The sequence below is a fragment of the Rheinheimera soli genome (assembly GCF_021290985.1).
In the GTDB taxonomy this organism is placed as follows: Bacteria; Pseudomonadota; Gammaproteobacteria; order Enterobacterales; family Alteromonadaceae; genus Pararheinheimera; species Pararheinheimera soli.
Genome location: NZ_JAJOYU010000005.1, coordinates 158,465 through 173,358, shown reverse-complemented (window position 1 = coordinate 173,358; position 14,894 = coordinate 158,465). Strand labels below are relative to the sequence as shown.

Below are 14,894 nucleotides of genomic sequence, written 5' to 3'. Positions count from 1 at the left end.
CGATCCATGATTTAATCCGCAGTCAAAAACACCTTATAAGCTCCATTACTGGTCACCAACCGATATTCATAACCCAACGTATCCAAATGCTCTGCTATCTCTTCATGATCAGCAATCTCAAAGCCAGCCAATACATCGCCGGTAGCAGCGCCGTGGTTGCGGTAGTGGAATAAAGTGATATTCCATTTTTCGCCCAAGGTGTTCAGGAAGTTCATTAGCGCTCCTGGGTATTCCGGGAAGTTGAACTGGTAGACCTGCTCTTGTACTAAACGCGGTGGCATGCCGCCGACCATATGGCGTACGTGTAGTTTGGCCAGTTCGTCGTCGGATAAATCCTGATAGTCGTAGCCTGCTGCAGATAAGGCCTGATTGACCTGTTGCAGTTCTTCTGCGCCGTGCCGTAGTTTGATACCAACAAAAATATGGGCTTTGTTGTCGCTGGCGTAACGGTAGTTAAATTCGGTGATGGCGCGACCGCCTAAGGTTTGACAGAAACGGCGGAAGCTGCCTTTTTCTTCCGGAATAGTGACGGCAAATACAGCTTCTTTTTTCTCGCCCAGTTCGCAGCGCTCCGACACATAACGCAAAGTATCGAAGTTCAGGTTAGCGCCGCTGAGTACTGCACTTAAATTCTGTGGCTGATTTCCGCTGCGCTCGGCTTTGGCAGCAGTAGCCGCATATTTTTTCAGGCCAGCTAAGGCCAAAGCACCAGCAGGTTCTGCAACTGCGCGTAAGTCGTCGAAGATGTCTTTGATGGCGGCACAAATTTCGTCGCTGGAGACTGTGATCACATCGTCGCAGTATAAATGCGCCAGTTTGAAGTTCTCGGTGCCTATGCGTTTTACTGCCACACCGTCGGCAAATAGCCCTACTCTATCTAAAGTAACAGGCTCGCCCGCGTCCATAGCTGCTTTTAAGCAGGCGGCGTCGTCTGGCTCTACCCCTATAACTTTCACGCCCGGCATCACGGCTTTGATATACACCGCCATACCTGCCAATAAGCCACCGCCGCCGACCGGAATAAATACTGCGTCCAGTTTGTTATGTTGGCTTAATAGCTCTTTAGCCACAGTGCCCTGGCCTGCTATTACGTCGGCATCGTCAAAAGGTGGAATATAAGTGGCGCCCTGAGTTTGGGATAACTCAATGGCAAACTTATTGGCTTCGTCAAAGGCGGTGCCGTGCAGCAGCACTTTGCCGCCAAGGGCTTTGACTGCTGCTACTTTAATTTCCGGCGTGGTGATAGGCATCACAATAGTGGCATTCAGGCCCAGTTTGCTGGCGGATAAAGCCACGCCTTGCGCATGATTGCCTGCCGAAGCGCAAACCACGTTTCCACCTGGGTTTTGTTCACGCACTTTATGTAATTTATGAAAAGCACCACGCAGCTTAAAAGAATACACAGGCTGCATATCTTCACGTTTTAACAGCACATGCTGACCAATACGCTGGCTGAGTTTTGGCATAGCCTGCAGCGGGGTTTCTATCGCCGCCTGATACACAGGCGACAATAAAATTTCCCGTAAATACTGCTGCATTAAAGCTGGGTTAGGCGCAGGGCGCTGCCAGTCAGCTGCAGTTTTGCCTTGCTGTTTTACCGCGTCTTTCACAGCGTCTTTTACAGAGTTTTGCACAGCACTCAGCTCTTTATTCACGGCATTCATAGGTCTTCCAATTTACTCAGATCACGCACCGCACCTTTATCAGCCGAGCTTGCCAGCATGGCATAAGCTTTTAACGCCGGGCTGACGGAGCGCACGCGATCCACAGGTTTCCAGGCCAGTTTGCCTTTGGCTTCCATAGCAGCACGGCGCTCTGCTAATACTGCATCGCTAACCCCAATAGCGATGCTGCGGTTTGGAATATCAATGGCAATGGCGTCGCCTTCTTCAACCAGGCCAATAGCGCCGCCGCTGGCGGCTTCAGGCGATACATGGCCTATGGATAAACCCGAAGTACCACCAGAGAAACGGCCATCCGTGATTAAGGCGCAGGCTTTACCTAAGCCCATCGATTTTAAGTAGCTGGTTGGATACAACATTTCCTGCATACCAGGGCCACCTTTTGGCCCTTCGTAGCGGATGATTACCACATCGCCTGCGACAATTTTACCTGCCAGAATGGCTTCTACTGAACTGTCCTGGCTTTCAAAAATACGGGCGCGGCCGTTAAACACCAGGTTTTCTTTTTCCACACCAGCGGTTTTCACAATACAGCCGTTTGGCGCTATGTTGCCGTACAGCACAGCCAAACCGCCGTCTTGTGAATAGGCGTTTTCTTTGCTGCGGATACAACCTTCAGCGCGGTCGTCGTCCAGCGTTGGGTAACGGCAACTCTGCGAAAAAGCTTTAGTGGTACGGATACCTGCAGGACCAGCGCGGAAGAAATCCAACACCTGCTGATCTTTGGTTAAGGTGATATCAAAGCGGTTGATCACATCACCTAAAGAGCTACCTGCCACATGAGGTGTGTCTGGGTTGAGTAAACCTGCGCGCAGCAATTCGCCTAAAATGGCGATTACACCACCGGCGCGGTGTACGTCTTCCATATGGTATTTTTGCGTACTCGGTGCCACTTTGGATAAATGCGGCACCATACGTGATAAACGGTCGATATCGCTCATGCCAAAATCGACTTCGGCTTCAATAGCAGCGGCCAATAAATGCAGCACTGTGTTGGTAGAACCGCCCATGGCGATATCCAGCATCATAGCGTTTTCAAAGGCGGTTTTATTGGCGATATTACGGGGCAAAGCGCTGGCGTCATCTTGTTTATACCAGCGGTTGCATAAGTCCATAATGCGCGCACCGGCACTGATAAACAGCGCTTTACGGTCGCTATGGGTCGCCAGCATAGAGCCATTGCCCGGTTGGCCTAAACCCAAGGCTTCGACTAAACAGTTCATCGAGTTAGCAGTAAACATACCAGAGCAAGAGCCACAGGTTGGGCAGGCGCTTTTTTCAATTTTTTCGCTGTCTTCATCGCTGACATTTGGGTTAGCGGCGGAGACCATAGCGTCAACTAAATCCAGCTTGATAATTTGGTCCGACAGTTTGGTTTTGCCTGCTTCCATAGGGCCACCCGAGACAAAAATGGCCGGGATATTCAGGCGCAAAGCGGCCATTAACATGCCCGGGGTGATTTTGTCGCAATTGGAAATACAAACCATAGCGTCGGCGCAGTGGCCGTTAACCATATATTCCACTGAATCGGCGATGATTTCGCGTGACGGCAGGCTGTACAACATACCGCCGTGGCCCATGGCGATGCCGTCGTCTATGGCGATGGTGTTGAATTCTTTGGCGATACCACCTGCTTCTTCAATAGCTTCAGCCACCAATTTGCCTAAATCGCGTAAATGCACATGGCCAGGCACAAACTGAGTGAAGGAGTTCACAACGGCAATAATAGGTTTACCAAAGTCGGTATCTTTTACCCCTGTGGCACGCCATAAAGCACGGGCTCCCGCCATATTGCGGCCTTCGGTGGTAGTGGCGGATCTAAGCTTCGGCATCTCTTTATTACTCCAATTTAGTGTGTTCCCCTGCGTACTTTGGGGTGCATATAGTTTGTTTGATTTTGGCTCCGTTCAACACCGAGCCCTATTAATTTTTCTTAAGTTTAGCGGCTTAAGCCCGCATTGATCCTGCTTCGGCTTGTGTTAGTTCAGACTCAACACAATCCAGATATTCGATATCGTATAACTTGTTTAACTGATTGGTCAGCAGGCTGATAGGTTTGTCGCTGACGATAGACAAAGTCACCAGCAAGCCGCTGAAATCGGCCATTGGTTTCATTTCCATACCGGCCACTTCAAAGCCACGGTAACGGGTGACCTGCAATAACCGCTCTAATACCACAGGTTGGTTTTTAGTCTGGATGGTTAATACATGGTTCATTGTGCTTTCTCCGTTAACATATCCTGATTGGCTGATCCTGGCGGTACTAATGGCCAGACGTTGTCTGTTTCATCTATTCGAACGTGCAATAAGTAAGGGCCTGGCCAGGTAAACATGGCTTCCAGCGCTGGTAATACTTCGTCTTTGCGGCTGATGCTGTGGCCTGGTATGGCAAAAGCAGCAGCTAAAGAAACAAAATCCGGGTTGTCAGATAAATCGGTTTCGCTGTAACGTTCGTTAAAAAACAGCTCCTGCCATTGTTTCACCATGCCTAAACGCTGGTTATCGACAATCACAATCTTCACCGGCAGACGGAATCGTTTGATGGTGCCCAGTTCCTGCACATTCATCATAAAAGAGCCGTCGCCGCTGACGGTGACTACTGTATCTTTTGGCCTGGCCAACTGCGCACCTATGGCGGCAGGTAAACCAAAACCCATAGTGCCTAAACCGCCACTGCTTAAGTGATTACGTGGATGGCTGAAGCTCATATGCTGCGCCACCCACATTTGATGTTGGCCTACGTCGCAGCACACTACGGCGTTGTCTGGCATACGTTCGCTTAACTGTTTCAGCATTAAAGGCGCGAAGATACGCTCACCCGGATGGTCATAACGCCAGCCGTGTTGTTGTTTCATCGCCAAACAATGTTTTAACCAGTCTTCGCAGTGAGTGGGTACTGACATCGCAGGCAGTAACTCGCGTAAATCACCTAGCATGGCGCACTCAGCGCGGCGTAATTTGTGCAGCTCGGCCGGGTCTATATCTATATGAATAACCTTGGCGTCCGGCGCAAAAGCCGCCAGCTTGCCTGTGACGCGGTCATCAAAACGAGCGCCTAAACAGATCAATAAATCGCATTGCTGCACCGCATGATTGGCAGCCTGAGTGCCGTGCATACCTAACATACCCAGGTAATAGGCATTAGAAGGCGGCACTGTACCCATGGCTTTTAAAGTGGTGACCGAAGGCATAGGGCTTTGGGCTAAAAAGTCTTGCAACTGCGCTACTGCATCGGCCATATGCACACCACCGCCAATGTAGGCGATAGGTCTTTTGGCGTTTTGGATTAATAAGCGAGCCTGCTCTAAAGCCGCAGTTGGTAAAAACTCTTGCTGGGCGCTAGCGGCATCTTCAACTAAACGTGGTTTAAACTGCACTTCGGCCAGTTGGATATCTTTAGGAATATCGACCAACACCGGGCCTGGACGGCCTGACATTGCCAGTTCAAAAGCTTCGTTTAAGGTGTGTTCCAGTTCGGTTACGTCTGTCACCATAAAGCTGTGTTTGGTCACTGCCAGGCTTAAACCTAAAACGTCTACTTCCTGAAAAGCATCTGTGCCCATCACAGCTTGTGATACCTGACCTGTGATGGCCACTAAAGGCACTGAATCTAATAAAGCGTCGGCTAAGGAGGTGATCAGGTTAGTAGCGCCTGGGCCAGAAGTGGCCATACAAACGCCAACTTTGCCTGAACTGCGGGCATAACCTATGGCAGAAAAAGCCCCACCCTGTTCATGACGGCACAGGTAGTGTTTGACTTTGCTCTGATACAGCGCGTCGTAGATTGGCATAATAGCTCCGCCGGGATAGCCGAAGATATGTTCGACTCCCTTTTGCTCTAGCAGCTTGATTACCAGTTCTGCGCCTTTCATCTTCCCGTCCTTATTTCATTGCACCCTAGGTTACCGACATTGCTTTGACTGATGAAAACTATCCGGCTCCGGCTCGGTTGCTGGACGGGCGGGGATAAACCCCATCCGGCTCCGACTTACCTGCCGGACGGGCGGGGACAAGCCCCGCCCCTACAGTTTTCGTTTTCATTCGCCCTGCAATGTCAGTTGCTTTGGGCATTTATCGTGTTGTTGTCAGTACAACAAAACCTTTTTCGAAATTTCCGGGGACCTTAAAACACAAAACCCCCGGACCTTTCGGTGCGGGGGTTTTGTTGAGAATTTTTTTGCTGCTTAAAATTCCAAACGCGAGCCCCCGCAGTGACTAATCACCACGATTACGAGGACCACAATAATGTTCAGAATAGAAGCTAAACGCATTTTTTAATTTTAACTCTTTGGTTAAGTATTTTACTTCGGCGGTGTTTTTACGTTAGGTGCCGAAAATTTATGCCTATAGAAATAGCCGTCTAACCATCTTAAGTCAACAGATATTTTTGCTTTTGACTGATTTTTGTAAAAAAATTACAAAAGCTGCATTTTTAGGCAGAATAAGCCAGAATCCTATTTCATAGTGCTGTTATTCATTGAGTGTGATGGATCAATTAGAGCTGTTTGACTTACCCAATCCTTGTATTGGGATTTGCGAAAACAACAGTAGAGGTTATTGCCTCGGCTGCTTGCGTTCGCGTGACGAACGCTTTAATTGGCACAATAAACCTGTGGCTGAACGCTCACATATTCTGAAATTACTGGAACAACGCAGAGCCCGCCGTGATGCCAAACTGGCTCAACTTGCTGCTGAAAAAGCTGCTCAGCAAAAGCTGGATTTGGGCGAAACCCCAGCTGTTGATGACAGTATTCCGATAATCTGGGACTTAGAACTCTGACATTGGATTGGAATTCTGAACGGGTGGGGATAACCCCCCGCCCGATAGAGTCGTTGATTTAAACCCTGGCTGTTGGCACGTTGGCGCAGTTGCTGCGAGGTCTTTGCCAGTTTTCAGTGACAATCTGCTCCGACTGTTTTACCAGTTCACCCGCAATAAACTCATACACCATCGCCAAATAGGCATAACCTATGGTTTCGTCTGAGCCTTCGTCGGTCAGGCAATGTTTATAGTCTTTGTCGGTTAACGGCACTTTGATAGCACCGGTAAACCAGTTCGCTTTCAGCGGGTACTGTTTTTCGCTGAATAGTAACTGCGGATCTATGCTGGCAGATGCAGTGTTTTTGCAGTCATTTTGCAACAACCTATTTAAAAACAACTGCTGGCCTTTTAATTCCCAAACCCCTTTATAACCACGCTGATCGGCGGCACAGGCCAGCTGATTTTGCAGTTTCAGCCGGACTTCATCGGACTGATGCAGCTTATCCAAGGGGCTGCTGTCCACTTCATGCGGCACACCATCCACAATAAATTGATCAGGCACAGGGATAGCAGCAAAAGCGAAAGTGCTGAACCACAACAACAGACTGATGCACAAATAACGCATTGAAGCTCCTTAGTTATGGTTAGTTAAGATCGGTGCTGGAAAAGCAGACTAACACCTTTTGTTTAGTGTGTTAGCACTCTTTAGTTGTAGCCCGAATTGATGAGTCCTTGCAACCAGTCAATAAAAACTTTTAGCCTGCGGCTCAATTGCCGACGGTGTGCATACAACACAGAAATTGGCATAGCAGCGGGCTGATACTGTGGTAACACCTTCACCAGCTTGCCTTGCATTATCAAATGGCGTACTGCCACCTCTGGCAACTGAACAATGCCTAAACCCGCCAGACAAGCCGCTGTGTAAGCCTCAGCATTATTGACAGTGATGGCACCTGACATAGGCCAAAACCTGGTTTTTCCATCCTGAATATATTCAAAGCCATCAGGCTTGCCCGCCAGTTGCTGACTATAAAACACTAAGTTGTGACTGTTTAAATCGTCCAGAGTTTCAGGTAAACCAAACTTTTCCAAATAGGCAGGGCTGACACAATTCACCTGAGCCAGTAACGCCAAAGGCCTGGCGATCAGGCTACTGCTGGTCAGTTGCCCAATGCGGATCACAGCATCAAACCCTTCAGCTATTAAATCCACCCGCCTGTCCGTGCTGCTCAATTGAATATGTAACTGCGGATGCTGGGCTAAAAACTCTGGCAGGGCTGGGATCACGGCTTCTTTAGCAAGGTTTGTTGGCATATCAATGCGTAATACACCTTTGAGCTGTTCAGGTTGTTGCTGAAATAACTGCTGCAGATCATCAAAATCGGCCAGAAACTCAACACAACGCTGGTAATAACTCATGCCGTCCTGTGTGAGCTCTACTCTTCTGGTGGTGCGGTTCAACAGCCGCACATTCAGTTGAGTTTCCAGCTGCTGCACTGCTTCTGAGACTGAAGTTTTGGGTAAACCCAACTGTTCAGCGGTGCGGATAAAACTCCCCAGTTCTGCCACCCGCTGGAAAATTTGCATCTGCTGAATTCTGTCCATGCCCGCTCCTGCTTTCCGCTTTGAATCACTATCATCAAAATACGGACAGTGATTCCGTTTTTACATTATTTATCCGAATTAAATCTAACAATACACTGCAGTTGTTGAATTAGCCAAGCTTAACCAAAGGGGAAATACTATGAGTCAGAAAATTGCTTTAATTACAGGTGCCAGCCGTGGTTTAGGTAAAAATGCAGCTTTAGCTTTAGCCAAAGCAGGTGTGGATTTAGTGCTTACCTACCACAGCAAAGCTGATGAAGCTGCAGCAGTGGTGGCCGAAGTTCAGTGGTTAGGCCGCAAAGCAGTAGCCATCCAACTGGATACCAGCAATGTGTCGTCTTTTGCTGAGTTTTCAACACAGTTAACCACTCATTTACAGCAAGTATGGCAACGTGACCAGTTTGATTTTTTAGTCAATAACGCAGGTTTTGGTATTTATGCTGCACTGGCTGAGACCACAGAGCAGCAGTTTGATGCGTTGATGAATGTGCATTTAAAAGGTGTATTTTTCTTAACTCAGCAGCTGTTACCTCAGATTGCAGATGGCGGCCGTATTCTGAACTATTCCTCTGGCTTAACCCGCTTTTCTTTGCCTGGTTATGGCGCTTATGCCGCGATGAAAGGTGCTGTTGAAGTATTAAGCCGTTATCTGGCGCTGGAATCCGGTGCGCGTGGCATCAGAGTTAATACACTGGCGCCTGGTGCTATTGAAACCGATTTTGGCGGTGGCGCAGTGCGGGATAACGCTGATATTAACCATTATATTGCCTCACAAACTGCTCTTGGCCGCGTTGGTTTGCCTGATGATATTGGTGGTGTAGTGCAGATGTTATTGTCAGAACAAAGTGGCTGGATTAACGGCCAGCGTATTGAAGTTTCAGGCGGTATTCACCTGTAAAGTTATTTATTACAGGGCCGTTACTTCAATGGCCCTGTTTTTTATTTCGCATTCAGACAAAAGGATAGATTGCACCTTGATGCACTGCTGGTTAGAGTGAAGCTCTTCTACCTGCAGAGACATGGATTATTGAGTCAGTCCCAGAGCGCTTCGACTACAGAGCTGCAACAAAAGCTCAGCGAAATTCGCCATCAGTTTACGAACTCTTTATGGCGTAGCTTTGCGCTGATTGCGATGGTTGCTGTACCTCTTTCAATATTACGCTCCTTTAATACCGGTTGGTTGCCTGTATATACAGTGCATGTCGCTGTCGGCATGCTGCTGCTTTCCGGTGCCTGGTTGTGCAACAGAATGTCGTTGCGGTTGAAAGGTGGCTTACTGATCCTGGTGTTTTGGGCAGTCGGATTGCCTGGCGCTTTAACTTTTGGTTTTGCTTCGCCTGGGGTCTGGTGGCTGGTATTAAGTTGTCTGGTGGGCCATGTGCTTTATCAAAAAAAAGTAGCGCTGCTTTTAGCTTTGGCCACTTTTCTGAGTATGATTGGCACTGCCTTTGGTTTTATGTCGGGCTATTTGTCTATTCCTATCAGTATCAACCGTTATGTGGCCGACTCGGCGTCCTGGGCCACTTACATCATAGTGAACTGCATTGTCTTTTTTGTGGTGGTGCGCACCTTCATGACGTACACACAATCCTTACAGGCCACAACTCAGCATCAGTTTCGACAGTGGATTGATGATTTACCTATGGGCATAGTGGTGTTGGGTAAAGATCAGCAGCCTTACTACAACAATAAAGCAGCCAAAGAACTATTAGGCCCGAAACCTGAACAGCCTTTGGCTTTTATGGCGGGCACAGACAAACTTTATCCGGCAGAGCAGATGCCTGCAGCCAAAGCGTTAGCAGGTGAAGTGAGCCAGACTGAAGATATGGAAATTGAACAGGACGGTATTCGCCGCCATATGCAGGCTTGGGGCCGCCCCGGTTACAACGAACACGGTGATTTGACCTTTGGTATAGCTGTGTATGAAGATATCAGCGCACGAAAGCAGCTGGATTTACTCAAGAACCGTTTTGTTTCTACTGTCAGCCATGAACTTCGTACTCCTTTAACCTCCATCCATGGTGCTTTGGGTTTAATTTTGGGCAATGCCTTGGGTGAACCTGATCCTAAGATCCGCGCTATGCTGGAACTGGCTGAACAAAATAGTCAGCGCCTGATCCGGCTGATTAATGACATTCTGGATATGCAAAAAATTGAAGCAGGCCAGATGAATTTCCATTTCGCCAAAGTGCAGTTGCAGCCATTACTGCACTGCGCTGTCGATCAAATGGCTGGTTATGCCGAGCAGCATCAAGTGACGATAGAATTAGGCGCTGTGCCCGATGATCTATGGTTATGGGCTGACAGCAACCGTCTGATGCAGGTGCTGGCGAATTTGTTATCTAATGCTGCGAAGTTTTCTTTTGCTCATTCGACAGTTCAAATCAAAGTACAGCAACTGAATGAACAGGTCCGTATTGCGATCATTGATCAGGGGCAAGGTATAGACGAAGAATTTAAAGCTTTTATCTTCCGGCCTTTTAGTCAGTCTGATACCTCAGATGTACGTAACTTCGGTGGCACAGGTTTAGGCCTGAGTATCAGTAAATCTATTATTGAACAACATGGCGGTACTCTGTCCTTTGAAAGTACCACAGGCCAGGGCAGCAGTTTTTATATAGATTTGAAAGCAGGGGCAGAACTTAACTCCGCCCCTGTTTCCTAGCCTTTAGTTTTGCCAGATTTGCAGTTGGTGAGCGTTTAGCTCTGGTGTTTCATCTTCCTGCCAGCTGACCTTCATACCTGCTGGCACTAAGTCAGCTGGTACCGCCATAGTTTCAGTGGATAAGTTCAGCAGCATCAGGCTTTGTTTATCACCTAAAGACCGGACAATTTTCAGCAACTTACCATCAGCTAAAAACTCTGCTTTGTAGTCTCCTGCTATGCCAAACTCGGCGCGTTCGGCTTTTTGTTTGATCAGGAATTTATACAAAGACCAGACCGACTTTTCATCAGCCTGCTGTGCAGCCACATTGTTTGGGCCTTGTTGCTGAGCCGTCAGGAATGGCGTCCACCAGCTGCTTTCAGCCTGAGGCGGGAATAAATCATCGCGTTGCACCCAGATTTTTTCTGCTGTACTGAAACCGGCCTGAGGGCTGTTATCCCAGAACATTGGCGAGCGGCGGTGTATATGCTCTTTGTCGGACGCCTGAGTTAACGCAATTTCTTCACCGTAGTAGATATAAGTGGTGCCAGGAGAGCTGAATAAGACAGCTGCTGCCAGCTTGGCTTTGTTAAAGTCCTGCTCTAACTGCCAGCTTAAACGTGGCTGATCGTGGTTGGTCAGGAAAGGACTGAAAAACTCCATTGGCGCTGATGTGGTTTTACGTTGCTGTAAGTTCGCCATCAGCAGGTTGTCCGCTTGCGTGGTGTTTTCCTGCTTCATAGTGCCAAATTCGGCATTTTGTTTGCCTGCATTCAGAAGCTCCAGCACTTTGTAGCCAAACTCAAAATCAAAACCAGCGTCCAGACCTTTGCCATCGCCCCAATATTTGGCTGCTATAGGTAAATCCACCCAGGCTTCAGCTACCAGATAAGCGTCTGGTCTGACACTTTTAACGTACTGAGTAAAGTCGACCCAGTAATCTATAGTACCTTGGGTATCAGCTCTTTGTTGTGGGCCATCTTCGTGTACATAACGCACTGCATCTAAACGGAAACCCGCCACACCTTTATCCAGCCAGAATTTGGCCATCTTTTTCATTTCGGCAACCACATCAGGGTGCTTTAAGTTCAGATCAGGCTGCGAAGCACCAAAAGCGGCGTAATAATAGGCTTTGCGTTCTTCGTTGTAGTGCCAGACGGTTTCTGGTTTGACTTCAGTGCTCCAGGCCGGGCCCCAGCCATCTGTTGGCATTTCATCACGCCAGACAAAATAGTCAGCATAAGGCGCTTCACCTTTGGCAGAGCGCTGAAACCAATCATGTTTATCGGAAATATGGTTGATGACTAAATCGAGGATAATATTAATGTTTTTCGCTTTGGCGGCCTGCACCAGCTGTTCAAAATCCTGCATAGAACCATAGTCTTGTTCTACTTCGTAAAATTCGGTGAAGTCGTAGCCATGGTAAGAAGGCGCTTCAAAGATAGGGGTTAACCAGATGGCGTTGATGCCCAAATCCTGCAGGTACGGCAGCTTGGCTTCTATGCCTTTAAAGTCGCCTGTGCCATCGCCATCTGTATCGTAAAAACTGCGGGGCCAGATTTGGTAAAACACTGCGTCTTGCCACCAAGGGGTGGCTGCTTCTGCGGTTTGGGTCGCTACAACCGGAGTTTCAACAGCAGCAGAGCTGGTTTGTTCAGGCGCTTTGCCGCAGCCCGTTAAAGCGACGACTAAAGCCAGCGCCAGTAATGATTTATTCAGCATTCGAAGATCCCTGTTTTTTGAGTTTGACCCAGCTTAGTCAAATTCAGGCCACAGGGCCAGACTGCATACGAATGCACCCGACTGGTGCATTCGATTTAGCGTTAAATCACCTACTGGTTGGTTAATCTCTTGCCAAAGGAAATAGCATAAGCCGGAGACCGCATTTGCAATACTCTGTCTGCACTGGCCCTTACGCCAGGGCTAAGTACATTGGGGTCGAAGTTAACCACAGTACAGGCCTCGCCACCTTGCTCCTCAATAGACAAACGTCCTATATCCAGAGTTGTGCGCTGTGTTGGCCATAAGACTGAAGGGTCGGTTTCGGTATCGCCCGCTTCACCCAGCACCAGCTGCATAGTCCAGTGGGTTGGGCCTTTGGCTAAGCGTTCAGAGAGACGCTTTTGCAAAAAGTCTGTCGGTGGTGCTTTGATTTCAGCTTGCGTTAAACCTTTGACGCCATCTTCAGGCACAAAATGCCAACGCACTTTATGCTCCACGCCGCTGTTGTCTTTGATAAAAAAGGTGTGAATACCAAAATAAGCCGTAGTGGCGTAACTCCATGGTGGCGAGTTTTTTGCTAAATACTCGGTCTGAGGCTGGGTGTCAGGATGAGCTGCACGAAAGGCCTGAACTTTGGCCAGATCAGCTTTGCCAGTCGCAGGGTCTGGAATGAGAGTTTGTAACAAGCCTAAAAAGTTTTCCGGGTCTTTAGCGCCAAAAACAGGGGTAGTTAACATGGCAAAATGCTGAAGCTCACCCTTTGAGCTTTTCAACTGCAAACCTAAACCACGCGGAGAACGGGCATTTTCCGGCGCGTTAGGGCTGCCCCCTGCCATAGAAAAACGGGCAGTCACTGGCACTTTTTCACCAGATAACCAAAACACCGAGCTGAAGTTTTTAGCCTCAGGTAAAGCCTGAAAACTGCCAACAGCACAAAAACCTTTGGCATGGCCTTTACGTTCGCCTTTATGTTCACCAAAAATTTTGGCGAAGACGTCAATAAACTGGTTCGGAGTAGCTTGTTCAGCAGCGTGCAAAGCCGGACTTAAAGCCAGCAATAAAGATAAAGTCACTTTGTTCATCGATCATCCTCTTGAATCTCTGTACTACATACAGCCAACAGAGACAGGACGATCAGTGAAAAACTTTCAGAGAAGAGCAAGGCAGGATAGCCCGAGTACAAAATCGTCAGGAACGATTTTCACTCACATCGTCCATGATGTTCGCCTACGGCAGCTCACGCTGTGAAAAACGACTATCCTGCCGTTTTTTGAACAGCTTTAGCTGGCCCGAAGGGGGAGCGCCAGGGATGGTGCGAATACAAAATCGTCAGGAACGATTTTGAACATAGGAGCACAGCGACGATGGCCCGGAGGGTGCTCTGCAGGACAGTAGAGCATAAAAAATGGCCGCCGAGGACAACAAAACAGCGGCCACTGGGAAATCAAAACTTGCACTAAAAACGCCTTACCCAAACCCTAAGTCATTGCTGTTGCAGCAAGGCGGCAAGGCTTCGAGACCCCAGGAGCATAGTTGCCTATGTGACTGGGGCGATACTCTTGCCTTAAAAGCAGACGCAGTCAACGCCGCTGCGGCTGCAAGGACGACGGGTTATAAAATGCCTGAAATAGAACGCATCAAACCTTTAACCAGTTCAGGCTCAGCTTCAGCGTATTCCATATTCACCTGATTGGCTGAAGACATAATGCGGGTCTGGTAACGTTTCCATTCCGTTTCTTCTGTGGACGAAACGTTTTTATAACCGCTATTGCCTTGTTTTAAGCTGGCTCGGTTTTCTTCCAGTACCACTACACCTTTTTTCGCCCGCTCAGAAATTTGCAGGTCGGTGACTATGCTGTAATGCACATCTTTCACCATAGCGTCAGCTGCTAAACCAATTAAAGCGCCCGCCACTGTCGCACCGGCACGGCCACTGCCACTGCCAAACTGGTTACCTATAGCACCACCAACCAAAGCACCACCAAAACCGCCACCAAAGGCTTCATTCTGGGCGCGTAAATCAGTTTTACCAGCCTGTAACACGTTGGCTTGTAATAAGAAATTGGCTTGATCTGGATCACGTACTACACGGTAGCCTTTGGCTTGTACCGCTTCGATGATCTGAGGTTCGATAGACAAACCTTGTTGATCCGAGGTGTTGCGCACCTGAATAAAGACTGTACGTTTATCATCTGCTACCGGGTCCAAAAAGATGGTGTCACTCATCTTGGTTTGAACTTCCAGATTACGTTTGCTGATTGCTGTATGAGTGGCAGAACAGCCTGACAACACCAGAACACTTATGGCTAAAGCGGCAACAGCGATTTTCATTTTCGACATAGAAAACTCCATAACACCAAGTAAAATTAGACCTGCATAGTTTAACGGACAGCGCGTTACAGACCAAAGCGAAGTGTTCATCCATCATGATAAAAGATGTAACAGATTATGCCGTTTTTTGCTTTTGCTGCCGTGTTAG

The 14,894-nt window shown here is 48.3% G+C and carries 12 protein-coding genes; 3 read left to right on the top strand and 9 right to left on the bottom strand.

Annotated elements, in window-relative coordinates; genetic code table 11:
• Positions 1–11: 11 nt before the first annotated feature.
• From ilvA to ilvG, 4 genes are all read right to left on the bottom strand, one after another.
• Positions 12–1,538, bottom strand: a complete 1,527-nt coding sequence (gene ilvA / locus LSG37_RS05875; protein ID WP_233079001.1) for a threonine ammonia-lyase, biosynthetic — start codon at positions 1,536–1,538, stop codon at positions 12–14.
• Between the two features lie 122 nt (positions 1,539–1,660).
• Positions 1,661–3,514 (bottom strand): dihydroxy-acid dehydratase, encoded by a 1,854-nt coding sequence (ilvD, locus tag LSG37_RS05870; protein ID WP_233078996.1) that lies wholly within the window; start codon positions 3,512–3,514, stop codon positions 1,661–1,663.
• Positions 3,515–3,629: 115 nt separating this feature from the next.
• Positions 3,630–3,899: an acetolactate synthase 2 small subunit gene (gene ilvM / locus LSG37_RS05865; protein ID WP_127026158.1), complete on the bottom strand. Its 270-nt coding sequence runs from the start codon at positions 3,897–3,899 to the stop codon at positions 3,630–3,632.
• On the bottom strand, positions 3,896–5,554 hold the full coding sequence (gene ilvG, locus LSG37_RS05860) for an acetolactate synthase 2 catalytic subunit (protein WP_233078995.1): 1,659 nt from the start codon (positions 5,552–5,554) through the stop codon (positions 3,896–3,898). Before ilvG ends, ilvM begins: the two co-directional genes overlap by 4 nt.
• Positions 5,555–6,168: 614 nt before the next feature.
• On the opposite strand from ilvG, the gene LSG37_RS05855 reads away from it, so the two are divergent.
• The gene (locus tag LSG37_RS05855) at positions 6,169–6,462 is read left to right on the top strand and encodes a DUF1289 domain-containing protein (RefSeq protein ID WP_269836482.1); all 294 of its coding nucleotides are present in this window, start codon (positions 6,169–6,171) and stop codon (positions 6,460–6,462) included.
• A gap of 58 nt (positions 6,463–6,520) precedes the next feature.
• On the opposite strand, the gene LSG37_RS05850 is transcribed toward LSG37_RS05855, so the two are convergent.
• Together LSG37_RS05850 and LSG37_RS05845 are read right to left on the bottom strand one after the other, a co-directional pair.
• Positions 6,521–7,069, bottom strand: a complete 549-nt coding sequence (locus LSG37_RS05850; protein WP_233078993.1) for a hypothetical protein — start codon at positions 7,067–7,069, stop codon at positions 6,521–6,523.
• An 80-nt stretch (positions 7,070–7,149) separates the two neighbouring features.
• On the bottom strand, positions 7,150–8,049 hold the full coding sequence (locus tag LSG37_RS05845; protein WP_233078992.1) for a LysR family transcriptional regulator: 900 nt from the start codon (positions 8,047–8,049) through the stop codon (positions 7,150–7,152).
• 139 nt (positions 8,050–8,188) lie between these two features.
• Between LSG37_RS05845 and LSG37_RS05840 the strand changes: the two genes are divergently transcribed.
• On the top strand, positions 8,189–8,947 hold the full coding sequence (locus tag LSG37_RS05840) for an SDR family oxidoreductase (protein ID WP_233078991.1): 759 nt from the start codon (positions 8,189–8,191) through the stop codon (positions 8,945–8,947).
• Positions 8,948–9,076: 129 nt separating this feature from the next.
• Positions 9,077–10,714: a sensor histidine kinase gene (locus LSG37_RS05835; RefSeq protein ID WP_233078990.1), complete on the top strand. Its 1,638-nt coding sequence runs from the start codon at positions 9,077–9,079 to the stop codon at positions 10,712–10,714.
• A gap of 3 nt (positions 10,715–10,717) precedes the next feature.
• Here the strand turns inward: LSG37_RS05835 and LSG37_RS05830 are convergent, their stop codons facing one another.
• The 3 genes from LSG37_RS05830 to LSG37_RS05820 all read right to left on the bottom strand — a co-directional run bounded on the left by LSG37_RS05830 (position 10,718) and on the right by LSG37_RS05820 (position 14,755).
• A complete protein-coding gene (locus LSG37_RS05830) occupies positions 10,718–12,415 on the bottom strand; it encodes an alpha-amylase family glycosyl hydrolase (protein WP_233078989.1) in 1,698 nt (565 codons plus the stop codon).
• A 110-nt stretch (positions 12,416–12,525) separates the two neighbouring features.
• The gene (locus tag LSG37_RS05825; protein WP_233078988.1) at positions 12,526–13,497 is read right to left on the bottom strand and encodes a catalase family peroxidase; all 972 of its coding nucleotides are present in this window, start codon (positions 13,495–13,497) and stop codon (positions 12,526–12,528) included.
• 529 nt (positions 13,498–14,026) lie between these two features.
• Positions 14,027–14,755 (bottom strand): complement resistance protein TraT, encoded by a 729-nt coding sequence (locus LSG37_RS05820; RefSeq protein WP_233078987.1) that lies wholly within the window; start codon positions 14,753–14,755, stop codon positions 14,027–14,029.
• Positions 14,756–14,894: the final 139 nt, after the last annotated feature.

Coding starts and splice junctions, on each gene's coding strand:
- LSG37_RS05845 (WP_233078992.1), bottom strand. CDS start 8,049: ATGGACAGAATTCAGCAGATGCAAATTTTCCAGCGGGTGGCAGAACTG.
- LSG37_RS05855 (WP_269836482.1), top strand. CDS start 6,169: ATGGATCAATTAGAGCTGTTTGACTTACCCAATCCTTGTATTGGGATT.
- LSG37_RS05830 (WP_233078989.1), bottom strand. CDS start 12,415: ATGCTGAATAAATCATTACTGGCGCTGGCTTTAGTCGTCGCTTTAACG.
- LSG37_RS05825 (WP_233078988.1), bottom strand. CDS start 13,497: ATGAACAAAGTGACTTTATCTTTATTGCTGGCTTTAAGTCCGGCTTTG.
- LSG37_RS05820 (WP_233078987.1), bottom strand. CDS start 14,755: ATGTCGAAAATGAAAATCGCTGTTGCCGCTTTAGCCATAAGTGTTCTG.
- ilvG (WP_233078995.1), bottom strand. CDS start 5,554: ATGAAAGGCGCAGAACTGGTAATCAAGCTGCTAGAGCAAAAGGGAGTC.
- ilvA (WP_233079001.1), bottom strand. CDS start 1,538: ATGCAGCAGTATTTACGGGAAATTTTATTGTCGCCTGTGTATCAGGCG.
- ilvM (WP_127026158.1), bottom strand. CDS start 3,899: ATGAACCATGTATTAACCATCCAGACTAAAAACCAACCTGTGGTATTA.
- ilvD (WP_233078996.1), bottom strand. CDS start 3,514: ATGCCGAAGCTTAGATCCGCCACTACCACCGAAGGCCGCAATATGGCG.
- LSG37_RS05840 (WP_233078991.1), top strand. CDS start 8,189: ATGAGTCAGAAAATTGCTTTAATTACAGGTGCCAGCCGTGGTTTAGGT.
- LSG37_RS05850 (WP_233078993.1), bottom strand. CDS start 7,069: ATGCGTTATTTGTGCATCAGTCTGTTGTTGTGGTTCAGCACTTTCGCT.